General features: G+C 68.7%; 19 protein-coding genes. 8 read left to right on the forward strand and 11 right to left on the reverse strand.

Features of this window, described 5'->3' with window-relative positions; genetic code table 11:
- Positions 1 to 5: 5 nt before the first annotated feature.
- The 3 genes from KEG57_RS11060 to KEG57_RS11070 are packed head-to-tail and all read right to left on the reverse strand — an operon-like array spanning position 6 to position 4,157.
- The gene (locus KEG57_RS11060) at positions 6 to 1,049 is read right to left on the reverse strand and encodes a hypothetical protein (protein ID WP_272458440.1); all 1,044 of its coding nucleotides are present in this window, start codon (positions 1,047 to 1,049) and stop codon (positions 6 to 8) included.
- Between the two features lie 8 nt (positions 1,050 to 1,057).
- Positions 1,058 to 2,083, reverse strand: a complete 1,026-nt coding sequence (locus KEG57_RS11065; RefSeq protein WP_272419692.1) for a methyltransferase — start codon at positions 2,081 to 2,083, stop codon at positions 1,058 to 1,060.
- A gap of 37 nt (positions 2,084 to 2,120) precedes the next feature.
- Complete coding sequence (locus KEG57_RS11070; RefSeq protein ID WP_272419693.1) at positions 2,121 to 4,157, reverse strand: hypothetical protein; 2,037 nt, start codon at positions 4,155 to 4,157, stop codon at positions 2,121 to 2,123.
- A gap of 47 nt (positions 4,158 to 4,204) precedes the next feature.
- Here KEG57_RS11070 and KEG57_RS11075 point away from each other — a divergent pair, with 47 nt between their 5' ends.
- Positions 4,205 to 5,386 (forward strand): class I SAM-dependent rRNA methyltransferase, encoded by a 1,182-nt coding sequence (locus KEG57_RS11075; protein WP_272419694.1) that lies wholly within the window; start codon positions 4,205 to 4,207, stop codon positions 5,384 to 5,386.
- Between the two features lie 49 nt (positions 5,387 to 5,435).
- Here KEG57_RS11075 and KEG57_RS11080 read toward each other — a convergent pair whose 3' ends face one another.
- From KEG57_RS11080 to KEG57_RS11110, 7 genes are all read right to left on the reverse strand, one after another.
- On the reverse strand, positions 5,436 to 7,025 hold the full coding sequence (locus KEG57_RS11080; protein WP_272458441.1) for a serine/threonine-protein kinase: 1,590 nt from the start codon (positions 7,023 to 7,025) through the stop codon (positions 5,436 to 5,438).
- Between the two features lie 188 nt (positions 7,026 to 7,213).
- Positions 7,214 to 8,404, reverse strand: coding sequence for a M20/M25/M40 family metallo-hydrolase (locus tag KEG57_RS11085; protein ID WP_272419698.1), 1,191 nt, complete (start codon positions 8,402 to 8,404; stop codon positions 7,214 to 7,216).
- Positions 8,405 to 8,947: 543 nt separating this feature from the next.
- Entirely contained in the window at positions 8,948 to 9,712 is a 765-nt protein-coding gene (gene lpxA, locus KEG57_RS11090) for an acyl-ACP--UDP-N-acetylglucosamine O-acyltransferase (protein ID WP_272458442.1), read from the reverse strand.
- A 118-nt stretch (positions 9,713 to 9,830) separates the two neighbouring features.
- The gene (locus KEG57_RS11095; protein ID WP_272419700.1) at positions 9,831 to 10,658 is read right to left on the reverse strand and encodes an SIMPL domain-containing protein; all 828 of its coding nucleotides are present in this window, start codon (positions 10,656 to 10,658) and stop codon (positions 9,831 to 9,833) included.
- 208 nt (positions 10,659 to 10,866) lie between these two features.
- The gene (locus KEG57_RS55555) at positions 10,867 to 12,615 is read right to left on the reverse strand and encodes a serine/threonine protein kinase (protein WP_272419701.1); all 1,749 of its coding nucleotides are present in this window, start codon (positions 12,613 to 12,615) and stop codon (positions 10,867 to 10,869) included.
- An 8-nt stretch (positions 12,616 to 12,623) separates the two neighbouring features.
- Positions 12,624 to 13,262 (reverse strand): hypothetical protein, encoded by a 639-nt coding sequence (locus tag KEG57_RS11105; protein WP_272419702.1) that lies wholly within the window; start codon positions 13,260 to 13,262, stop codon positions 12,624 to 12,626.
- Between the two features lie 113 nt (positions 13,263 to 13,375).
- Entirely contained in the window at positions 13,376 to 14,083 is a 708-nt protein-coding gene (locus KEG57_RS11110) for a hypothetical protein (protein ID WP_272419703.1), read from the reverse strand.
- A gap of 245 nt (positions 14,084 to 14,328) precedes the next feature.
- On the opposite strand from KEG57_RS11110, the gene glgC reads away from it, so the two are divergent.
- From glgC to KEG57_RS11145, 7 genes are all read left to right on the forward strand, one after another.
- Entirely contained in the window at positions 14,329 to 15,594 is a 1,266-nt protein-coding gene (glgC, locus tag KEG57_RS11115) for a glucose-1-phosphate adenylyltransferase (protein WP_272419704.1), read from the forward strand.
- A gap of 9 nt (positions 15,595 to 15,603) precedes the next feature.
- Entirely contained in the window at positions 15,604 to 16,293 is a 690-nt protein-coding gene (locus tag KEG57_RS11120) for a metallophosphoesterase (protein WP_272419705.1), read from the forward strand.
- Between the two features lie 56 nt (positions 16,294 to 16,349).
- Complete coding sequence (locus KEG57_RS11125) at positions 16,350 to 17,252, forward strand: hypothetical protein (RefSeq protein WP_272419706.1); 903 nt, start codon at positions 16,350 to 16,352, stop codon at positions 17,250 to 17,252.
- Positions 17,253 to 17,304: 52 nt separating this feature from the next.
- On the forward strand, positions 17,305 to 18,201 hold the full coding sequence (locus tag KEG57_RS11130) for a 50S ribosomal protein L11 methyltransferase (RefSeq protein ID WP_272419707.1): 897 nt from the start codon (positions 17,305 to 17,307) through the stop codon (positions 18,199 to 18,201).
- Positions 18,198 to 18,926 carry an RsmE family RNA methyltransferase gene (locus KEG57_RS11135; RefSeq protein ID WP_272419708.1) on the forward strand — a complete coding sequence of 243 codons (729 nt, stop codon included), beginning with the start codon at positions 18,198 to 18,200 and terminating at the stop codon, positions 18,924 to 18,926. Before KEG57_RS11130 ends, KEG57_RS11135 begins: the two co-directional genes overlap by 4 nt.
- Before the next feature lie 98 nt (positions 18,927 to 19,024).
- The gene (locus KEG57_RS55560; RefSeq protein ID WP_272419709.1) at positions 19,025 to 20,572 is read left to right on the forward strand and encodes a sensor histidine kinase; all 1,548 of its coding nucleotides are present in this window, start codon (positions 19,025 to 19,027) and stop codon (positions 20,570 to 20,572) included.
- Between the two features lie 5 nt (positions 20,573 to 20,577).
- Positions 20,578 to 21,501, forward strand: a complete 924-nt coding sequence (locus KEG57_RS11145) for a response regulator (protein ID WP_272419737.1) — start codon at positions 20,578 to 20,580, stop codon at positions 21,499 to 21,501.
- 7 nt (positions 21,502 to 21,508) lie between these two features.
- Here the strand turns inward: KEG57_RS11145 and KEG57_RS11150 are convergent, their stop codons facing one another.
- Positions 21,509 to 22,987, reverse strand: coding sequence for an STAS domain-containing protein (locus tag KEG57_RS11150; protein WP_272419710.1), 1,479 nt, complete (start codon positions 22,985 to 22,987; stop codon positions 21,509 to 21,511).
- Positions 22,988 to 23,175 lie beyond the last annotated feature (188 nt).

Below are 23,175 nucleotides of genomic sequence, written 5' to 3' on the forward strand. Positions count from 1 at the left end.
CCATTCTAGGGATCCGAACGCACCACGGTCCACGTGAGCGCATGCCAGAACGCGCCCGGCGCAATGCCCGGCTGAGCGCCCACCGCGACGAGCGTGAACGCCCGCCCGTCCTCGAAATCCGCCTGCGTGAGCCCGCCCCGCAAAAGGGCCGCATCGAGCGGCGACGCCGAGGTTTTCACGAGTTGCCCCGGCACGAACGTGAGGATCTCCGCCTGCGCGATCGACCCCCATTCGAACCGCGCGAGCTGCCGGAACGGCGGAAACGGCCCGACTGCGCCTGCCGTGAGCGAGGGCGCGACCTGCTGCGGCATTCCGCCCTCGGTCCCGGGCACGAGCCGCACGTCGACCGAGGGCATCGGCTGCGCCGCGTGTGCGGCCTGGAGCGAGAGTTTTCCCTCGGCCGTCACGCGCGACATGGCCGCCGCGAGCAGCCCCGGATTGGGCGTGTCCGCCGAATATGTCGGGCCACACGCTTCCTTTTCGAGCGGATCGGTATGACCGGGCCCGCCGACGCAGCCCGTCGGCACGAGCAAAAGGCTTCGCTTGGCGACGAACGCCGAGGCCGGAATCACCGCGACCGGCGCCACCACGACGTCCGCCGGCGCATTGCCCTCGGTGAGCGTGGCGCAGCCGAGGTCCTTGGTTTTCGTGAGGTCGCCGGCGATGACGTGCAAATACACGTCCTTGTCCGCGGGCAAGAGGCTCGCCGGATCGACCCGCGACGCCGCGGCGAATGCGAGCCCCGACGGATCGGCGGGATACGGCGCGGGATCGCCGCCGTCGGGGTAGGGGACGAAGCAGAGCCGGATCGCCTCGTGATCGTTCACGCCATTGACGATCGTGAGCACGGGCGGCCCGTCGGGCTCGGGCACGACCTCGCCGCCTCCGCCCGCGCCCCCGCCACCGCCCGTGCCGCTCGACGACGACGAGCTCGAAGAAGCGCTCGTCGAGGGGTTTTGCGGGGCGTCCGTGCCCTCGGCGCAGCCACTTTCGAGGGCGATGAAGAATGCGGAAATGGTGAGGAAGAGCGGGTGGGCAGAGCGAACCATGCCCGAGTTTACCGCGAGGGCGCGGCAGAAGCTTCGACGATGCTGAGCGCGGAGGGCGTCGGGACGACACGCTCGAGCGTGAGGCCCGCGGCCGCGAGAATCCGGCGAAACTCCTCCTCGGTGCGCTCGCGTCCGGGGAGCGAGGCCATCATCAGCACGTCGAGCTCCTTGCCCGGGTGCGGGGTATTTCCGCGAGGAATGACGGCGTCGATGATGAGCACACGTCCGCCCTCGGCGAGCGCGCCCCGGCAGATGCGGAGGATGTTGATCGACGTTTCGTCCGTCCAGTCGTGGAGAATGCGCTTGAGGATCAGGCAGTCGCCGCCCGGAGCGGACGTGAAGAAGTCGCCGGACACGAGCTCGCAGCGGTCCGCGAGGCCTGCGGCGGCAATACGCGCCTCGCGGAGTACGTGCTCGGCGTCGAAGAGCACGCCCCGCGCCTCCGGGTTTTTCCTGAGCACCTCGACCAGGAAGCCGCCGTGCCCGCCGCCGACGTCGACGATATTGCGGAATCGTCCGAAATCGAACGAGGCGGCGATGGGACCGTTTTCGGTGTCGGAGAAGCCCGCCATGCCGCGGTGGAAGATCCCGGTGACCTCCGGGTTTTTCTCGAAGAACTCGAAGAAGGGCGCCCCGAAGATCTCGGTGAACGGTGTCTTTCCGGTGCGGATCGTGGTCGAGAGTTGGCCCGCGGGCGCCCAGAACGTCTCGTGGACCAGCATCAGGACCGCGTCGCGCATCGAGCCTTTCGCGTTGGCTCGGAGGATGTCGGCGCTCGGCGTGAGGTGGAAGAGGCCGCTTTCGTCCTCGGAGAACACCGAAACCGTGGCGAGGAGCCGGAGCACGCGATAGAGCGGCTGCGCCGCGACCCCGAGCTCCTCGGCGAGCGACGCGGCGGACCTCGGCCCGCGCTCCAGGCGATCGGCAACGCCCAGCTCGACGACCGCGTTGAGCGCGGCCGGATAAAGGTACCCCAAGCTCAACTGAATGATGTGAAGATGAGGAGGAATGGCAGAAGCGGCGGTATCGGTCATTGGTGACCAATACTACGGCCGCTCGGCGGCCGCAAGCTCAGCGTCGGATCGAGTAGACGAAGCTCGCCTTGGGCTGCCGGAGCCATCGATCGGTGATCGTCTTCTTCAGATCCGCGTACGCGCCGGGTGCATCGACGTATTTCGCGACGAGCGCCTCGGCACCGGGTTTGTCGCCGCTGCCCTTGATCTTCGCCACGATCCCCATGAGCTTCTTGCTCGCCGCCGGGAACGCGTCGAGCTTCACCGAGAAGCAGCCCGCATCCGTGCCATTCTGCGCTTTTTCGTTCGCGTTCCAGGCGAGCACGCCCTCGTCGAGCAGGAAGCCCACCTGGATCGCCGCGAGCTGGCTGTAGTTGAGCGGGTGCTTGGCGTCGTCGTACATGCCGCGCGAGATGTGGCCGAAGGCCCAGGCGATGTCTCGCACGTGCGCGAAGTTCGCCTTCGTCTTGTCGATGACGCCACGCTCGACGAGCCAATCCGTGAAATAAAGCGCGGCCGACTGGGCCTTGAGCTCCTCCAGCGTGCTCGCGAGCGGTCCGCCGAAGATCTCGCTGTCGATCTTGCCATTCACCGCATATTGATGCGAAGGCCCGAGGTTGTGCGCCGCCTCGTGCAGGACCGTGCTCATGAGCTGCGGCCCCGGATCGTCCGTGTACGACGCCATGGCCTCTGCGCAGAACAAGGACGCAGCGAGCCCGTGGTGCGAGGCAATGCTGTCCGGGTCGGTATAAAAATTCGTCATCGCGACCGTGCGGCCGCGCCCCTCGTTGCCCACGGGACCGAAGTTCGGCAGGCTCTGCCCGATCGTCGCGCCAAACGCGTCCCGCGAGTCGCCCGCGTTCAAGATGACCGTGATGAAATCGGGCAGCTTGAAGGATACTTTCTGCGCCGTGTACGGCGGACCGGCGAGGGCCGCGAGCGCCTGCTCCATGTCCTGCTTGAGCGGGTCGAGCTTCTCCTTCCATTCGAGCGAGCCTTGGTCGATCCGCGCGAAGCTCACGTGAAAGCCCGCCTTCTCGCTGCACGGCTCGAAATACGTCTCGTCCGGGCCGATGCGCAGATACCATTTCGAGTTGAACGTGCTCATCCGCGCCCAGGCCTCGTCCGCCTCGAACCAGCTGCCGTCCCGGAACGCCTTCGCGGCCGCCCGCAGATACGACTGGAACGAGGCCTCGTCCGGATTCGTGATCGCCTCGGCCGCCGCGTCGAGCTCGCGCGCCACGGCCTGCATGTCGTTCTCGTAGGCGCGATGATACGGCACGGCCTTGAGCGCGTCGCCCTCGCCCGTCACCACGACGAACGGATTCATGAGCGCGCGAGCATCCGGGCGCGCGGCGAGCACCTTGCAGAAATCGGGGTTCGATTGCAGCTCCGCGGGATAGAGCCCCGACGGGACGCGCTTCTGCTCGCCCGGCGTCCGCGGGATCGCGTAACAATTGACGTCGCCCTTCGTCGCTGGCGCCTCGCATTGCGGGCCCTGGTTCCGGTAGAAGAGCCGCCGGCTCGCCGGATCGTCCGCGGGGACCCTCGACGCGAGCGAGAGCGTGCCCGTCTGCTTCTGGTAGATCTTCTCGACGAGCCGCGCCGCCGCGAGCACGTGATGCACGATCGCCCGATCCTCCTCGGTCGCGGCGCCCGCTTGAAAGTTCGAGGCGACGAGCGTCGGGCGGCCCGCTTCGAGCTCGCGCAGGACGGCCTTGCGGCGCTCGACCTCGCCCGGCGAGATGCCCTGGAAGCTCGGGCCGTTCTTCACGAAGGACACGATCGAGGCGTACGCCTGGCCGAACGTCGGGTTGAAGCCGCCGGCCGAGACCCAGTGGGTCTCCTCCGTCTGCGTCGGGCCCCAGAGCACCGCGAGCTCGTTCGGATCGAGGGTCTTGTCCTGATCCACGTCCGCGGCCCAGAAGAGCGGCAGATCGAGGGCGACCGCGGCGCGATTGAAGTCCGCGCGAGGGACCGCATCGAACGTGGCAAGCCAGACCCCATCCGCCGAGACGGCCGGCGGTGCACCGCCACACGAGGCAGAGAGCGCGAGGACGAGCGGAAATGCGAGGCGAGGCCAGGAAAAACGCATGCGCCCTTCTATCACGAGGAGCCCGGAAGTAGGCTTCCCAAAGCCCCGTGACCGCACGCGATTCGAAGACGCTCCGCCTCACCCGATCCGCCGCCGCCTCCGTTCGTCGTGGTCATCCCTGGGTGTACCGCGAAGGCCTCGCACGGCCGCCGAAGCTCGACTCGGGCACGGCCGTCTCCCTCACGAGCGAGGAGGGCGAGCCGCTCGGCGTGGGCCTCTGGGACGCAGAATCCCCCATCGCCGTGCGTGTCTTCGGCCAGAGCGGGCGCCTCGACGAGCGCGCGCTCGTCGAGCGGATCGAGCGCGCCTTCGCGCGTCGTGAGGCGTTCGTCGGGCCCGACACCGACGCCTACCGGCTCTGCAACGGCGAAGGCGACCACGTGCCCGGGCTCGTGATCGACAGGTACGCGCACGTTGCGATCGTTCGCCTCGACGGCGATCACCTCGATCCGTGGATCGAGAAGCTCGCGCCGAAGCTCGAGCGCTCGCTCGCGCGGCGCGGCGTGCGCAGCGTCGCGCTCCGCCGCGCCCGCGACGAGGCCGGCGATCGTCGCATTCGCCCGCTCGCCGGCGACGAGCCCGAGGACCGTGTGATCGTCCGCGAGAACGGCATGGCGATGGAGGTCGACCTCGCGCACGGGCAGAAGACGGGCGCGTTCCTCGATCAGCGCGACAACCGCGCCCGCGTGCGCTCGTTCGGCGCCCGTCGCGCCCGCGCGCTCAACCTCTACAGCTACGCAGGCGGCTTCTCCGTCGCGGCCGCGCTCGGCGGCGCCGCGCACGTGACCTCGGTCGACGTCGCCGCCGCCGCGCACGCGACCGCGCAACGCTCGTTCCGCGCGAACGGGCTCGACCCGGCGAAACACGCGTTCGTCACGGCCGATGCCTTCGCCTTCCTCGAAGCCGCGGCGCGTCGTGGGGAGAAGTTCGACCTCATCGTCTCGGATCCGCCGAGCTTCGCGCCAAACGAGCGAACGAAGCCACGCGCGCTCGCCGCGTACCGCAAGCTCCACGGCGCGCTCGCCAAGGTCTTGGCGCCCGGCGGGCTGCTCTGCGCGGCCTCTTGTTCGAGCCACGTCTCGGCCGAGGATTTTCTCGGCACGCTCGACGACGCCGCGCTCGGCCGGGACGACCTCTCGCTCGTGGCCATGCACGGCCAGCCGCCCGATCACCCCACGCTGCCCGCGTGGTTCGAAGGCCGGTACCTGAAGTTCGCGGTCCTCGCCTGACGGTTCGTCCTGGCGAACTCGTTGGACGTGAAACGATCAGGCGCGCTGCTCAGAACCCCGGATCACGCACCTTGGGCAGGTTGTCCTGGCTGCCCGACTTCGTGGTGCCGGTGCTCTTCGTGCTCGGCGTCTTCGTGGCGCCGGTGGGCGTCGTCGTGGTCTTCGTCGTCCCCGCGCCGTGGTTGTGCGTCGTGGGCTGCGTCGTCGCGCTCGTCGCAGGCGCGGCGCTCGCGACGGGCGGGGGGAGGGGGGTCGGCGTGGGCGTGGGCGCCGCGGGCACCTGCGTGGCTGCGGGCTGCGTCGCGGCTTCCTGCTGCGTCGATCCTTGGGAGAACGCGATGACCGCGCCGCCGATCGCGAGCGCGCCGATCGCGGCGAACACCACGGCGAGCTTCTTCTTGCCGCCTCCTGTGAAGGCTGCGGCGTCGACATCGGCGACGATCGCGGCGGCCGTCGGCGACGAGGGTGCGCCTTGCGTCGCGGTGAGCGCGCCCGGCATCAGGCTCGCGCGGCCGTGCGCGATCGTGGCGACGTCGGTCATCGTTCCGGGCGGCGGCGGGATCGACTGCAGCCCCGGCGGGATCGTGGGCATGCGATTGCCGAGCAGGCCTGGCGGGATCGTCCCTCCGTTCGCCCGCGCCTGCGCGAGCAGCGCGGCGCGCTGCGCCTTGAGCTGCTCACGTTGCTCGGCGCGTTCGTCGGCGACCTTGAGGCCTTCTTTGATCGCCGTGCGGCGCTTCTCGGCGCGCTCGCCGAGCATGGCCTTCACGAACGCGACCACGTCCTCGTCGGGCTGCCCCGCGAGCTTGAGCTCCGCGATCCCGCGATCGATCGCGCGCGCGAACTCCGCCATCGACGGGTAGCGCTTGTCGGCGTCCTTCTCGAGCGCCTTCATGACGATGCCGTTCAAAAGCTCGGGGCAGTCCTGCATCGCCGAGGCGAGTGAGGGCGCCGGATCTTTGTCGCAGATCCGGCGCAGCGTGATCATGTCGTTGTCTCCACGGAACGGGTGCTTCGAGGCGAGGAGCTGGTAGAGCACGATGCCGAGCGCGAAGACATCCGTGCGGCGATCCACGGCCTTTCCGAGCGCCTGCTCGGGCGACATGAACGGCACCTTGCCCTTGAGCTGCCCGTCCTTCGTCGCGCCCGTGTCCGAGACGGCCGTGGCCTTGGCGACGCCGAAGTCCACGATCTTCACGACGCCGTCGTACGTGACGAGGATGTTCTGCGGCGAGACGTCGCGGTGCACGAGCCCCACGAGCGTGCCGAGCTCGTCCTGCAGCTCGTGCGCGGCGTGCAGCCCGAGCGCGGCGTTGAGGCAGAGGCGCATCGCGATGAGCATCGGGACCCCGCCCTTTTGCCGCGCCGCGCGCGCGAGCTGACTGAGCGGCTCGCCGTCGATCCACTCCATCACGATGTAGATCAGTCCATCCTGCTCGCCGAGATCGAGGATCTCGCAGACGTGCGGATGCCGGATGCGCGACGCGAGGCCCGCTTCCGCGAGGAACATGTCCTCGAACTGCGGATCCTGCGACAGCTCGGGCAACATCGTCTTGACCGCGACGATTTTCTGGAAGCCGCGCGTGCCCTTCATGCGCGCGGCCCACACGACGGCCATGCCGCCCTGTGCGATCGGCACGAGCAATTCGTACCGCCCTAGCGTGTGTCCCGCCCCTACGTCCCCGAGCGAGCTCATGCGTCCCCCCTCAAAGCCCCGCACGTGCACAAAACGAGTCCGCCCGAGCACCTCGCCCGGTCTCGCAGCTCATACCTCGCCGGACCCTGCACGGTTGTCGTCCGTCAGGATCGCAGAAGGACGGTCGCGCCTCAAGAAGATCGCAACAAGCCGTCCGTGTCGAACTTCTGCATGCAGCCCAGCAAAAACCGCACGATCGCTTCCGCCTTCGGCACGAGCGTAGCCACCTCGATGCGCTCGTCGAGCGTGTGAAATCCCGTGCCGCGCGGCCCGAGTCCGTCGATCGAAGGGATGCCGAACGCCGCCGTCGTCGCCGCATCCGAGCCTCCACCCACGAGCGGTGCTTCGCCGTCTCCGAGCCCCGCGGCCCGCGCGCACGCAGCGTATGCCTCGTAGAGCGCAACAGAAGCCGCGGTGCGCTCGAGCGACGATCGAGCGATGCCGCCCGTCACCGTGATCGTCGTCCCAGGAACAGCCACTTCCTTCGCGGCCTCGGCGAGCGCGACGAGGAGCGCGTCTCCATCGGCGCGCCGCTCGTAGCGGAAATCGAGCTCGGCCTCGGCACGATCGGGCACCGTGTTCTTCGAGTGTCCGCCGCGGATCGTCCCCACGTTCACGGTCACGCCGCGCGTGTAGTTGGTGAGCTTTTGCGCGTGATCGATGAACCGCGCGAGCGCCCAGATCGCATTCGCGCCGTCCGCATGCGCGTTGCCCGCGTGCGCCGCTTTGCCCGTCGCGACGATGTGCGCGCTGCCCGTTCCCTTGCGCGACGTGATCACGAGATCCTTCGCGCGCCCCGCTTCGAACACGAGCGCCGCGCGCGCGCCCGCGACCTCCTCGGCGATCACACGTTGCCCCTCGGGCGAACCGACCTCTTCGTCCGACACGATCACCACGCGGATCGGCACGCGCGCGAGTAGGCCCACGTGCGCGAGCGCGCGCAGCGCTTCGAGCACCACCACGAGCCCGCCCTTCATGTCGAGCACTCCAGGGCCCCGCGCGATCGGTCCCTCGCGCCGGAATCCCTCGAAGGTCCCGGGCGGAAACACCGTATCGAGGTGCCCCACGATCGCCACGCACCCCGCGGCCGATTCCTCCGCTGCCTCCGTCCTCGCGACCCAGTGCGGCGCGTACCTTGCGCTCGCGTGGGACCGCACCGAGCTCACGCCTTCGAGCCCGCGGAGCTCCGCCGCGAGCATCTCGCCCACACGCGTCCCGCCCGGCACGTTGTCCGTGAACGAGTTCACCTCGACCAGCGCTTCGAGCAACGCGAGCGCTGCTTCTTCTCGCGCGCGGAGGCGCGCTTTCGCTGCCTCGATCATACGTGGAGCTTCGTCCAAAACGCCCGGATTGACGAGCCCTCCCGCACCTTGCCCGCGTGACGGCGTGCGCTACATGACAGGGAATCTAGGCGAGGCGCGGTTGTTGGTCGGGTGGGGTGCGCGGGCCGGATGAATTTGCTCCATACGCTAGAAATCCACGCATCGCAGATCTTCGTGGGCGTGGGGGTCTTCGGCGTGAGCCTCGCGCTCAGCCTGGCCGTGGTGGCGCTCGTGATCGTCCGGCTGGAGCCCGATCATTTCGAGGAGACGCGCGGCCCGGGTCGGTTCCTCGCCGATCGTCCGGCCTGGCAGCGCGCCCTCGGGATCGCCGGAAAGAACTTGCTCGGGTTTTTCCTGGTCATTCTGGGGATCGTGCTCTCCCTGCCCGGCGTGCCAGGACAAGGGCTGCTCACGCTCTTCATCGGGCTCGTGCTCATGGATGTTCCGGGCAAACGCGCGATCGAGCGGCGGATCATCGCGGTGCCAGCGGTCTTTCGTGCGTGCAACCGGCTGCGCGCTCGTTTCGACAAACCGCCGTTCACCCTAACGACGGGGCGGCGCGCGAAGGAACGCGACGAGCTCGCGGACGAACGGATCCGGATCGGATTCGATCCGCGCGAGGGCCTCGGCGCGCGGAAGATCCCCCACGAAGAGCGCACGAAAGGCCCGCTTCAGCGCGACACGTGATTCGAGCGGCACGCCCGTTCGTTCGAGCCCGACGCGGTTCAAAGCGCGCACACGCGCCCGGTTTCCCTCGGCGATGACGAACGGCGGCACGTCGCGCTCGACCATCGATCCACCCGCGAGGAACGAGCGCGCGCCCACGCGGACGAACGGCGCGACGGCGACGTGACCACCGGTCACCACGTAGTCCTCGAGCACGACGTGCCCCGCGAGCAATGTCCCGTTGGCGAGCGTCACGCGATCCCCCACGATCGCGTCGTGCGCGACGTGCACGCCCACCATGAAGAGACCCGCGCTTCCGATGCGTGTCACGCCGCCGCCATGCCCGGTGCCGCGGTGCGCTGTCACGTGCTCGCGAAAGACGTTGTCGTCGCCCACGACGAGCGTGGTCGGCTCGCCCGCGTACCTTCGATCCTGCGGCGCGCCGCCGAGCACCGCGAACGAATGGACCACGTTGCGACGCCCGATCCTGCTGCCCGCCGCGATCACCGCGTGCGCGTCGATGCGGCAGCCGTCGCCGATCTCCGCGTCGCCCTCGATCACGGCGAACGGGCCCACGACGACGTCCGCGCCGAGCTTCGCCCCGGGATCGACGTGCGCGAGCGGATGGATCGAGACGGCCACGGGCGGCGCATTCTCGTGACCCGCGCCGCGCTTGGCAAGGCGAACGCCATCAAAGAAGCGCCGCGCGAGGGCCGACCGGCCGAAGCCTGCACGGCGCCTCGCGCGGCTGCACGATCGGTTACTGGTTCGCGAAGTGGTACCGCGCCGCCACGGTCGCCGTGATCGTGAGCTCACCCGGCTCGATCGTCGTCCTCAGCTCGCGCGACGCCTTCGCGATGCCCGCGTCGCGCCAGATCGGCGTCAGCCGGCCCTGCGAGCCATCCAGGCTGTGCAGCCCGAGCAACCGAACGCCCGACGAAGCCGCGAGGATCTTCGCGTTCCGCTCCGCGTCCACGACCGCGAGGTGCAACGCCTTGGCCTGCGCCTCCTCCGGGCGCGCGAGGAAGAACGAGATCCCCTCCACCACGTTCGCGCCCGCGCCGACGGCCGCGTCGATGACCTTCGCGGCCTGCGTCCCGAGCGCCTGCGCCTCCGCGAGCCGCAGCGTGACCGACAGCGTGTTCTGCGCGCGATAGCCGACGATCTTCGGCGCGCGGCCGGCCTCGGGCTTGCTCTGGACCGGATGGATCTCCAGCGTCTCGGTCTGCAACGTGAGGCCCTCGAGGCCGAGCTTCTCGATCGCGCTCGTCACGAGCGCCATCTTGCGCGCGAGCTCGCTCTGCGCCTGATCCAGCGTCTTCGCCTGGACCTCGACCCCGAGCTCGGCGCGCATCGCGTCCGGCTTCGCCACGATCTTGCCCTCGCCGCTCGTCGTGATGAACTCCGTGAGCTGCTCTTGCAGGACGATGTTCGCCTGCGCCTTGTCGCCCTCCTGCGCCCCGGCGCCGCTGCTCTTCTCCGCGGTCTTGGCCTGCGAGGAAGCGGCCGGGAAAACGAACGACAGGAGTCCGAGCGCCAGGCCCGCGAGCCGCCGCGAGCCGATCCGAAGTCGTTTCGCCATTGCCATGATGTCCCCCTTTCACGGCGCGGAGAGGCCTCTCCGCGCGCAATTCCCCCCGATGGCGGACGAGCCGCCGCGTGCATCCAGGGCGAGCGTGGGGCCCGAGCCGGGCTTTGACCAGATGGGACGGACGGACGTCGCTCCGAAATGGAAACGGCCCGCTACGAAGGGAAAACGTAGCGGGCCGCCTCGGGGGAAATGCAGCGTCGAACGATTACTTGCACTTCTTGAAGAGACCGACCCCCGTGCATTTCGTGCCGGTCTTCGCCGTGCTCGTCGGCTTCGTCGTCGGCGTGGGGTTCGTCTTCGTCGTGCTGCCGCCGCCGCTGCCGCTCGACTTCGCGGTGTTCGCGGCCTGCGCCGTCTCTTTCGGGGCCTCGGCGAGCTTGTATTCCTTCTCGAACTTCTTGCCGGCCTCGATCGTGATGTCGTCGTTCTGCGTGACGTACCCGGCCTTCGAGAGCTCGACCTTGTGCGCGCCCGGCGCGAGCTTGAGCGTCGACGGATCCTCGATCGCCTTGTCGTCGACCTTGATCGTGTCGCAGCCCGGGCTGCACTTGATCGCGACCTCGACCTCCTCGGCCGCGGGCGGCGGCGTGGGCGGCGGCGTCTCGCCTGTGCTCGGGGGCGCCGCCGTGCTGTCACCGGTCGTGGTCGGCGCGCCCGTCGGCGTGATGGCGATCGGCGCGTTCGGGTCCTCGCCCTCTTTCTTGTCCTTGCCACCCGCGATGATGAACGCGCCCACCGCGCCGCCGATCAAGAGGACCGCCGCGACGCCGATGATGATTGGCAGCTTCTTCGAGCCGCCGCCGGCATCCATCGGCAGGCGCGGCGCCGCCGTCGTCGGCGCCGCCGGGCCGGGGCCCGGGCCCATGCCCATGCCCATGCCCATGCCCATATCCGCGTTCGCCGGCCCGCCCGGACCCATGCCGGGACCACCCATGCCGGGGCCGCCCATGCCCCCTCCGGGCGGAGGCGGCGGCGGGTAGCCCGAGCCATCATTCGAGCCGACGGGCTGGTACACCGGCACCGCGGCCGTCGGGCCCATCGGATCGGCGCCGCCGATCGCGGGGAACGCGATGGTCGCGCTCGTGGCCATCTCGGGCATGTTCGCCGCGGCGGAGAAGGCCACGGCGAGCTCGCTGGCCTGGCGGAAGCGCTCGTTCGGATCGAGCGCGAGCGCGCGGTTGAAGACCGCATCGAGCACGGGCGAGACCATCGCGCCGAGCTCCTGCGCGCGCTGCGACGCGGGCTGGCGAGGGCCGACGAGCTCGTGTTGCCACGAGGCGAGGTCGGGCTGCGCGCCCTGGCAGGAGCGCCAGTACGGCCGGCCCGTGAGCGCGTAGAAGAGCACGAGGCCCATCGCGAACACGTCGGCTGCGGGGCCCGCGGGCGCGCCGCCTTGCATCTGCTCGGGCGCGACCCAGGGCGCGGCGATCGCGTAGCCCTCGTTCGTCTGGACGTAGCTCCGCGCGAGGCCCGCGCCGAAGTCCATGACGCGCACGGCGAAGCCTTGCGGCGCGACGAACACGTTCGTCGGCTTGAGCGCGTGGTGCATGAGCTGCCGCACGTGGGCGTTGTCCAGCGTGCGCGCCATGTTCTGCGCGATCTGCGCGACCTCCTGCGGCGAGAGCGGGCGCTGCGAGACGAGCTGCGCGATCGACGGCGTTGGTGACAACTCCGTCACCGTGAAGGGCGCGGCGGTCTGCGGATCGTAGCCCGCGTCGAGGACCGGCAGCACGGCGTCGGGCGGCAGCCCGTTCGTCGCCGTGTAGATCTGCTCGATCATCGTCATCACTTCGGGGCGTTGCGCGATGTTCGGCGAGTAGATACGCACCGCCATCGCGCGCCCTGTCGCGTCGATGACGCGGTAGGTGGCCGAGGAGCCGCCGTGGCCCAGGAGGGCCTGGACCGAGTATTTTCCCGCGATGACGTAGCCGGGGGAGAGCTGGGGCGCGGTCACGACGTTCCTTATTCGGCCTTGATGGACTCGATCGCCTTGCTCACCGCGCCCATGCCGGCCTCGTCATCGTCGGCCGCGAAGCCCAGGCCGAGCAGCGCGGGTTCGCCGTCCTTGAGCGGCGCCTGCAAGACGAGCAGTGTGCCCTTCTTCTTCGCGCGCTCCGAGCCCGCCGCGGTCCAGACGTTGAGCTTGACGCCGTTGACCTCTTGCGTGTTGTCCGGCTTCTTCCAGTTGACCTTGTAGCCCTTCGGCAGGGTGACGGCGGTCGTCTTGATGAGCTCCGCGAGCGCCGCTTCACGCGCCGCTGCGTCCTTCTTCGCGTCCTTGTCCGGCGTGTACGAGCCGAACACGACGATCGCACCCTCCTCCGAGGCCTGCGCGATCGTCTGCGCCTCGCCCTGCGCGTACGTCCACTTCTCTGCGGGTTGGAAGGCGATTTTGGCGCTCTTGACCTTGGCGCTCGTTTCCTTCGTCGCGGCGCACTTCTCGTCGAGCGACTCGCACTTCGGCGGCGGGGGCGGCGTCTCGACGGTTTTCGAGGCGCCCTCGTCGACCGGCGTCTCGGGTTCGGGTGTCTTCCCGCCGCAGGCCGCGGCCACGAGAAGCAGAGCGAGGGGAGCGATTGCTTTGAAGGTGCGGTAGACCATGCGCAAATCCGAGCGTGTCAGATGCCGACCGGCGTCCGCAAGTATTTCGGGTCTCGCCCCCCCCACCTTCGCCGCCGGATCCTGGGGCGCGGGGAGCGCACGGGAGACGAAGCTCAGGGCTTCTTCTTCATGCCGGGCAGGTAGGCCTTCTCCGGCGCCTGCTCGAGGAACTCGATCTTCTCGGCCGTCATGATCCCGTACTTCGGGTTCGCGGCGGCGCCGGAGCTCGCCTTCGTGAACGTCACCGCGTAGGTGCCCGTCACCTTGACCTTCGCCCCGACATTGGGGATCGGGTTCGGCAGGTCCGCGCCCCAGAACTCGTCGGCGAGCTTCGCCTCGCCTTCCTTGCCCTTCGGCTGTTTGTCGATCGCTTCGATCAGCGTGAAGACCTGGGCGAAGTTCGAGGCCCAGCCCATGACGTCGATCATGTCCTTCGTCTCGCCCTTCTCGTCGGCGATCGCGAAGGTCGGGATCGGCGCCTTGCAGTCCGGCGGATCGCCTTTGCCCGTCTTGTGGATCGAGCACGCCGGCGCGTCGGCGTAGTTCGTCTTGACGATGTAGCCGACGATCGAGACCTGCTTCGCGTTGACGTCCTCGAAGTGCACGCGGCTGCGGAGATCGTGCGTGATGCCCCAGATCGTGTACGCGCCGTCCGGCGTCTTCTTCTGCTTCTGCGGGAGCGTCGGCACGGCGGGGAGCGCGGCCTTTTTGCCGCTCACGGCGGGCTTGGCCTTGTACGGCTCCTCCGACGGTCCGCAGCCGAGCACGGCCGAGCCTGTCACGGAGGCGAGGGCGAAAACGAGTGCATGTCGGACGTTCATGAGTCTCTCCGGGCCGCTCGAGGGTACGCCCTCGGGGACAGGCTGCCGCCCTGGGGCAGGGGGATTGGGCTGGAAAGGGCTAACACGATGGCGCACGGCGCGTAAAGAGATTCGCCGAAGGAGGGGAACCGACGCGCCTCGGTCCCTCATAATGAGGCGCTCGAGCAGGCCGACAGGCCCGTCCAAACTCGTCCCCGTCGTCGAGCGTCGCCTGGGCCACGAAGGTAGGGTAGTCTCCACGAACCATGCGCGAGACGAAGCTGCGCGCCCCGTTCGAGACTTCACGTGTCCTCGTCATGATCCTGGCGGGTGGAGAGGGCCGGAGGCTCGGTCCTCTCACCTCGGATCGTGCCAAGCCGGCGGTTCCGTTCGGCGGGCGCTACCGGATCATCGACATCGTCCTCTCGAACTTCGTCAACTCGGGGCTGCACAAGATCAAGATCCTGACGCAGTACAAGAGCGCGTCGCTCGACGAACACATCGCGCGTGCGTGGCGCTTGTCGCCGATGCTCGACAACTTCATCGAGACGATCCCGGCGCAGCAGCGCACCGGCAAGAGCTGGTTCAAGGGCTCGGCCGACGCCGTCTACCAGACCCAGCACGTCATCACGGACGAGTCGCCCACGCACGTCTGCATCTTCGGCGGCGACCACGTCTACAAGATGGACATGCGCCAGATGCTCGACGAGCACCTCGAGCGCTCTGCCGAGGTCACGGTCGCGGCCATCCCCGTCCCGCGCAAGGAGGCCACGCAGTTCGGCGTGATCGAGGCCGACGCGAGCGGCCGCATCATCGCCTTCCACGAGAAGGTCCCCGATCCGCCGCCGATGCCCGGCCACCCCGATCTCGCCCTCGCCTCGATGGGCAACTACATCTTCAACACGGGCCACCTGCTCGACGCGCTCGAACAGGACGCGAAGAACGAGCAGAGCGCGCACGACTTCGGCCGCGACATCATCCCGTACATGGTCAAGAACGGCAGGCGCGCGTTCGTCTACGATTTCCAGACGAACCGCGTTCCCGGCGAGGACGAGGGCTCGAACGCCTACTGGCGCGACATCGGCACGATCGACGCCTACTGGGCCGCGCAGATGGATCTCATCAGCGTGCAGCCCGCCTTCAACCTCTACAACCAGCGCTGGCCGATCCGCACCGCGATGAGCCACGATCCGCCGGCCAAGTTCGTCTTCCGCGACGAGTGGAACGCGCGCGTCGGCATCGCGACCGAGAGCCTCGTCTCGCTCGGCTGCATCATCTCCGGCGGCCGCATCCATCGGAGCGTCCTTTCGAACCGCTGCCGCGTGAACTCCTTCAGCCATGTCGAGGAGAGCGTGCTTTTCGAGAATGTCGTGATCGGGAGGCATGCCAAGATCCGCCGCGCGATCATCGACAAGGACGTCGAGGTCCCCTCGGGGGCCGAGATCGGCTACAACCTCGAGGAAGACAGGAAGCGCTGGTACGTGAGCGAGGGCGGCATCGTCGTCATCCCCAAGCGCGCCAAGATCGGCTGAGCGGGAGTGATGGGTCGAACGGTCGTGGTCGGCGACCTGCACGGATGCAGGTACGAGCTCGAGGATCTGCTAGGCCACATTGGGTTCGGCGCGGGCGATCAGCTGGTCTCCGTGGGGGACCTCGTCGTGCGTGGTCCCGATCCCGCGGGCACGATCGATCTGCTGCGCAAGCTCCAGGCGCGCGTCGTGCGTGGCAACCACGAGGATCGGCTCCTGCGCTACCGGCAGATGCCTCCGAGCATCGTGCCGCAACTCGGAAGCCTGCAGCGCGAGGTCGTGCGCGCCCTGCGCCGCAAGCACTGGGAGTTCCTCGCCTCGCTGCCGCTCTGGCTCGACCTGCCGGAGCACGGCCTGCGCGTCGTGCACGCGGGCGTCGATCCCGCGCTGCCGATCGAGCGCCAGAGCCCGCGTACGCTCATGTACGTGCGTTCGCTCAACGTGAGCGGCGTGCCCGAGGAGCGGCGCGGCTCGACCCTGTGGGGCGAGCGGTACGTGGGACCGCCGCATCTCGTCTTCGGGCACAACGCTCTCGAGCTCCCGCAGATCCACCGTGACGCGACGGGCATCGACACGGGCTGCGTGTACGGCGGCCGCCTCACGGCGATGGTGCTGCGCGCGGGTGAACACCCGCCTCCGCCCGAGGATCGGATGAGCGTCCTCGTGAGCGTGAAGGCGCGAAGGACCTACTACCCGCGCTGAACGAGCGATCGCACGGCTCTCGCCAACGGCGCGCGTTTCCGGCTACCCTCAGGCCCATGCGCTCCGTCTGGCCTCGCCTCGCAGCGACGCTCGCCCTCACGGCTGCTTGCCATTCTGCGTTCGTCGTCGCGACGCCCTCCCTTGCGTTCGCGCAAGCTGCTCCCAAGGGCGACAAGGCCAGCGTCACTTCGCTCATCCAGCGCGGCAGTGCGCTCTTCGACGACGCCGAGTACGAAGAGTCGATCCAGACGCTCTCCGCCGCGCTCCTCCGCCCCGGCACGAGCAAGCAGGAGAAGATCGAGATCTACCGCCTGCTCGCCTACAACTACATCGTGCTCAAGCGCGTGGACGAGGCGGACGCCGCCGTGCGCGGGCTGCTCGTGCTCGACGAGACGTACACCTTGCCGCCGACCGAATCGCCGCGCTTCAAGGACTTCTTCAAGACGACGCGCGAGAAGTGGGAGGCCGAGGGCAAGCCGGGCCGCGAGACGATCGACTCGCCCGCGGCCGAAAAGCCGATCCGCATCATGCACACCTCGCCCGCGCAGGTGCCGCCGGGGACCTTGATCAAGCTCACGGGTCGCGTCGAGGATCCGGACGGCCGCGTGCGTGCGATGCAGCTCGCGTATCGCACGGGCGCCGATGGCAAGTTCGTCCTCGTGCCCGCGAGCTACACGCTCGGCGAGTTCCGCGCGCAGATCCCGAGCGACGCGGTCAAACCCCCGCTCGTCGAGTACTACCTGCAAGCGATCGACAAGGGCGGGTTGCCGCTCACCTCGCGTGGTGATGCCGCGACGCCGCTGCGCATCGCCGTGCCTGCGGCGCAAAAGGGCGGCGTCTTGTCGAGCCCGTGGTTCTGGGTGCCTGTCGGCCTCGCGGTCGTGGGCGGCGGCGTGGCCGCGACGTACTTCCTCCTCAACCAGCGGACCTCGACCGTGACGATTCGCGTGACGGAGTAGCCGATCTCGGGTGGCCCGAAGGCCCGATCCGCGCCAAAACCTCGTCTTCAAAATGACCGAGCCCGTTTATCCGTTCGTCGCCGTCGACGTCCCTCGTGATCGAGCCGAAGAGCTCGGCGCACACCTCTTCGATCTCGGCGCCATGGGCGTCGAGGAGCGCGACGAGCAGACGCTCGCGAAAGGCGCGGGCTCCGGCAAGGTGACCCTCGTCGCGAGTTTCTCCACGCGCGAAGAAGCCGACCAGGCGATCGCGGCGCTCGTCGAGGAGGACCCCTCGCTCGCGCCGCGCATCGAGGAGATCGTGGGCGACGCCTGGCGCGACGCCTGGAAGCAGCACTTCGAGCCGTTCCAGTTCACGTCCGACATCGTCGTCGTGCCGCCTTGGGTCGCCTACGAGAAGAAGCGCGCGGACGAGCACGTGCTCGAGCTCGAACCGGGCCGCGCCTTCGGCACGGGCCTGCATGCGACGACCGCGCTCGTCGCCGAGATGCTTCACGATCGTAAGAGCTCGCTGCCCGGCGTGCGTGTGCTCGACGTCGGCACGGGCAGCGGGATCCTCGCGCTCGTCGCGCTGATCTACGGCGCCGCGAGCGCGCTCGCGATCGACAACGACCCCGAGGTCATCGACGTCGTGCGCGAGAACGCCGAGCGCAACGGCCTCGCCGATCGCGTCGTCGTTCGCGAGCAGACGATCGAGCACGTGACGGAAACGTTCCCCGTGGTGCTCGCGAACATCGAGACGCGCGTGCTGCGTCCGATCGCGGAGGATTTGACGCGCGCGGTTGCTCCTTCGGGGCTTCTGATCCTCTCGGGCATCCTCGCGGCCGAGCACGACGAGATCGTCGCGCGGTACACCTCGCTCGCGCGCCCGCTGCGCTACCTCGAGACGCGACGCCGCGGTGACGGCACGGGCGACGACTGGGTCGCGATCGCGTTCGCTGCGTCATGAGGGGCCCGCTGCGTGTCCCCGTCGCCCGCGTCGAGGCGGGGTCTTCGATCCTCGACGAGGACGCCTCCCGCTACGTCGCGCGCGTCCATCGCAAGCGCCTCGGCGATCGCGTGGTGCTCTTCGATCCCGATCGCGCGATCGAGGCCGACGCCGAGATCACCGCGATCGATCGTGCGAGCGTCTCCGTCGTCGTCGAGGAGCCCCGCGCGGCCACGTTCCTGCCCGCGCGCCGCGTGACGCTCCTCCAGGCCACGTGCAAGAGCGACAAGTTCGACGCGATCGTCCGTGACGCGACCGAGCTCGGCGCGAGCCGCGTGGTCCCGATCGTCGCCGAGCGATCCGTGGGCCGCCCCGCAGACGGCCGCGCTGCGCGGTGGCGCCGCATCGCGGTCGAGGCCGCGCGGCAATGTGGGCGCGGCGACGCGCCGGCGATCTCGTCGCCGATGGAGCTCATCGAGGCCGTGCAGCTCTTCGCCTCGGGTGAGGGCGTCCATGGTTTCTGCCTGGATCCCGTGGCCGACGCGCCGCTCGGTCCGGCGATTCGGCGCCTCGGCCAGGAGGTCGAGCTCGCGTTCGTCGTGGGCCCCGAGGGGGGTTTGTCGCCGGCCGAGATCGAGGCGTGCACCTCGGCCGGCCTCTCGCGCGTCTCGTTCGGCCCGCTCACGCTCCGCGCCGAGACGGTATGCGCGGCGGTGCTCGGCGGCGTGGTGCTCCTCTCGCGATAACGCCTCGCGCCGGGCACAAACGCCGGGGACAAACGCGGGCCGCGGACAAACCCCGCATCGGACTTGACAAACCCGGGCGCCCGGCATCACCTTCCGGCGTGTCTTTCCTCGACGACGTGCGCCGCTGTCTCGACCGCCCGGAGGGCTCCTCGTGGGCGCTCTCGGGCCTCGGCGCGCATCGAAAGACGCTGCTCGACGCGCTCGAAGCCCTGGAAGCGCGCGGCGAGCCCGAGGAGAAAATCGAGCGTTTGCACGACGTCTGGTCCGACAAGCTCGGGGCGTTCGTCCAGGAAATGCAGCGATTGCTGGAAGGCGGCCTCGCGTTCGGCGCGAATGCTACGGAGCTGCATGCGCTCGTCGATGTCGCCCTCCGCCGCCGGCTCGGTTTGTCCGACTCGGCCGGCTCGCGCATCCGCGATCGCGAGCTCGATCGCCTCTCCAGCGAGGTCCTTTTTTCCATCCAGCGCCCCGAGCGCACCCCGAACCTCTGGCCCGAGCGGTATGCGCTCGAAGTGCGCGCATTGCGGCGCGCCGAGAGCGAGACGCTCCTCACGCCCATTGGCCGGCTCGTCCTCGGCTTGCCCGAGCGTGATGCCGTCCGCTGGCTGCTCGCCGTCGAGGTCGCGCAATCGCGCGGGCCTTCGGATCCTTGGCGATTGTCGCGCGGGGCCGCGGCGCGCCTCGTCGCGGCCCGCAGGCTCCGCGTCTTCTGGTATGGCAGCGAAGTGGCCGCGCATCCGCAATCGCTCGATCGCCTCGCCGCGCTCGGCCTCCTTTCGTTCGAGGACGAGGCCGAGGAGGCGCTCACCACCTACGAGCTCACCGAAAATGGCGCCGAGCTGCTTGCAGAGGTCGCCTCGGGCGATACGCCGATGGTCCTCCTCGCGGGCGCGCTCATTCAAGATGAGACGGCCGCCGTCCTCGGCCGCATTCGCGCCGCCACCGCATTGATCCAGCGCGAGAGCGCTGCATTCGCCATGACCCGACACGCGCGCATGGTCGCGCACGAGATTCGCAATGCCCTGGTCCCCGTGCGCGAGGCCATCGATGACCTCTTCGCCTCGCTCCAGCGCGACGGCCGCGGCACGCTCGTCGATCGGCACGGCGCCACCATCACGGGCGGCGTCGATCGCATCTTCCGGTTCATGACCGAAATGGCGCAGGTCGTCGAGCGCGCCGGCCCTCCGCCCGAACCTTTCGACATCGCGGCGGCCATCGAGGACGCGCTCGCCGCCCTCGCCGAGGAGCTCGGCCGCGTGGCTTTTTTCGACCGGCCCCGCTTCCTCCCGCATGTTCGTGGCCGCCGCGATCGGTTCGTCCTGGCCATCGTCGATTTGCTCCGCAATGCGGCGCGCGCCCGCGACGACCGTCCGGCCGAGATTCGTGTGGCCGCCGCGCTCGACGGAGGCGGCGCCATCGTCGTCACCGTCGACGACGACGGCCCGGGCGTCCCGCCCGAGTATCGCAAGGCGATTTTTGCGCCCGGGTTTTCCTTGCGTCCCGGGGGGACGGGGCAGGGGCTTGCGCTCGTGCGCGAGGTCGCGCGCGCGGAGCTCGGCGGCGAGGCGCATTGCGAGGAGAGCCCGCTCGGCGGCGCTCGATTCGTCCTCCGCCTGCCCGTGGATGCCGGAAGGAGCGCCGCGTGAGACCGATGGGCCGCATCTTGATCATCGACGACGATCCGAGCTTTTTGCAGCTCTATCGCGCGCGGCTCGGCGCCGAGGGATATCTCGTCGAGACTGCGGACGAGATCGAAAAAGCGCTCGTGCGGCTCGATCAGGGCGGCTGGGACGTCGTGCTCGTCGATCAGAAGCTCGACGGCAAGACGGGCCCGGACACCGGCCTCGACCTCGTCTCCGAGGTTTCCCGACGCGCGCCGCTCGCGAAGACCATCCTCGTCACGGGGTATGCCACGGAGGCCGCGGTCACGCGGGCCTTTCAGGACGGCGCCTACGATTACCTCGAAAAAGGCCCGATCTTTCGCGTCCTCTTGCTCGCAAAACTTCGCAATGCGCTCGAGGCCGTGCGGGCGCACCATTTCGGCGAGCTTTCCTCGGACGAGGCCGAGGCGGCGATTCGCGACACCTGGGCCGCGGCCGAGAGCGAGACGGATCCGAACCGCAAGGGCAAGCTGCTCGAAGACCTGATGGTCCTCGTCTTCAAGACGATCCCTGGCTTTCGCCACGCCTCGGCTCGGCGCCGCAACGAGGAGGAGGAGATCGACCTCGTCATTCGCAACGAATCCACCGATCCCTTCTGGGTGAACGAACGCACCTCGTACATCCTCGCCGAATGCAAGAACTGGACGCGGCCCGCCGGCGCCACGGAGATCCGGAGCTTCTTGTGGAAGCTCTCGCGCAAGTTCAATCGCTCGCGCCTCGGCCTTTTCATTGCGCCGGGCGGTTTTTCCGCGCCCCTGCGCAGCGATCTGCACGGCGAGCGCCGGGACGATTACCTCGTTCTGCTCGTCGGAAAGGCCGACCTCCGGGAGCTCGTCCTCGCGCCGGACCGAAATGCATTCATGAAGAAATTACATGAGAGAGCCGTGCTGGAGATGCATGGCGAGGGCCGCTGAGAAACCGTCAGCGCTTGCGCGCGCCGATCAACTTTCGCAGGGCCTCAGCCAGCGTCGGGTAGGTGCGGCGTGATTGCATGTCGACGCCGAGGTCCACCATCGTCTTCGCCACGCTCGGCCGGATCCCCGAGAGCAGCCCGGTCGCGCCGACGAGCTCCACGCTGCGCATCACGTTCGAGAGGTGCTGCGCCGCCTCCGCGTCGACCGTGTCCACGCCCGTCAGGTCCAGAATCACCGCGCTCGATTGCCGGCTGACGACCTCCGTGAGCAGCCGTTCGAGCAGGATGCTCGCGCGGGCCTGATCGATCGAGCCGATGAGCGGCACCACGAGCACGCCCTGCCAGACCTCGATGATCGGGCTCGACAAACCGACGATGGCCTGCTTTTGCGATTGGATCAGCGCGAGATGCTCTTCGAGCCGCCGCTGGTACTCCACGCGGTCGGTCACGTTCTCGGCCACCGAGTAGATACGCACCACGCGGTCGCCGAACGTGTCACGCACCGGGATGATCGTGTTGCGCCAGTGCGACGTGACATGCGATATCTCGGAGACGAACTGCTCCCCGGAGAACGCCCGCTTCATGTCCGCCTGGAAATCCTCGCGGCCGCTGTAGAGCTCATAGAGGTTTTTCCCGACGAGCTCGCCGGGCTTGAGGCCGAGATCCTTGAGGCCATTTCCCAGGGACATCTTGCACGTCCCGTCCGCGTCCATGGCCCAGATCGCGAGGGGCAGCTCCGAGAGCGCGCGGATCAAGGCCTTGGCCTGGAAGGTCTCTTCCGTGTTCTCGTTGGCGCGAAGCGAGAATCCAACGATCGAGGTGATGTCGCCGGCTGCGTCTCGCACGGGCGTGAGACGACGTATCCAGTAGGACATGCCCTCGATGCTGTCCGAGTAGAGCTCCTCCCCTGCGAGGGCGCGCTCGGTCTCCTCCCGGGCAGTCGATCCGGGTGGATAGATCTGGAGCGCATTCATACCGACGAGCGCGCCCGGCGCGATTCCGAAGTGGGCCAGCCCCTTGCCTTCCGAGACCAGGATCGTCCCATCCTTGGCGATCGCCCAGAGGATCCCCTCGAATCGATCGAAGATCTTGCCGAGGAGCACGCTCCGAAGCGGGACAGGCTCGTCTTTCGTGAGGAGGGGAGCGAGCGGCGCTGGAATGTCCGTGCGGGGCTCCGCGGGGCCGTCCATCCGGACGCATACCCCACCGTTCCCGACCGACCATGCGGTCCAGCGTTTCGCCGTGCCCGCCGCGGAGCGCGCCGAAAACGTCGATTTTGTCGATTGCCCGCCCGCCACGGCCGCGCAGGCCGACGACACGACGCTCCGATCCGCCGCGTCGAAGAGCGCGAGCAGCGACGATGCCTCGCCAAGCTCTGCGCGGGCCGCTTCATTTTGCGCCACCACCACGTCGCCCTCGACGAGCAACAGTGGATCCGGGCACCCCTCGAACACCCCACCGAGATGACGGTGTATGTCCCCGATCATGGGATCGGCTTTAACAGAGACAGGAGAAAGGCACAACCCGAGGCGTCATCATGGCGTCCTCACACGAACATTGGTAATTTTTGCACGTGTCCGGCCTTTCGTCCCGACGATCGGGCCGTCGAGTCCTCGCGCTCGAACCGATATCGCCCCGTGCTTGCGGCGAATTTTCGTCCCGTGAGCACGATTTT

Source organism: Polyangium jinanense (genome assembly GCF_028435365.1).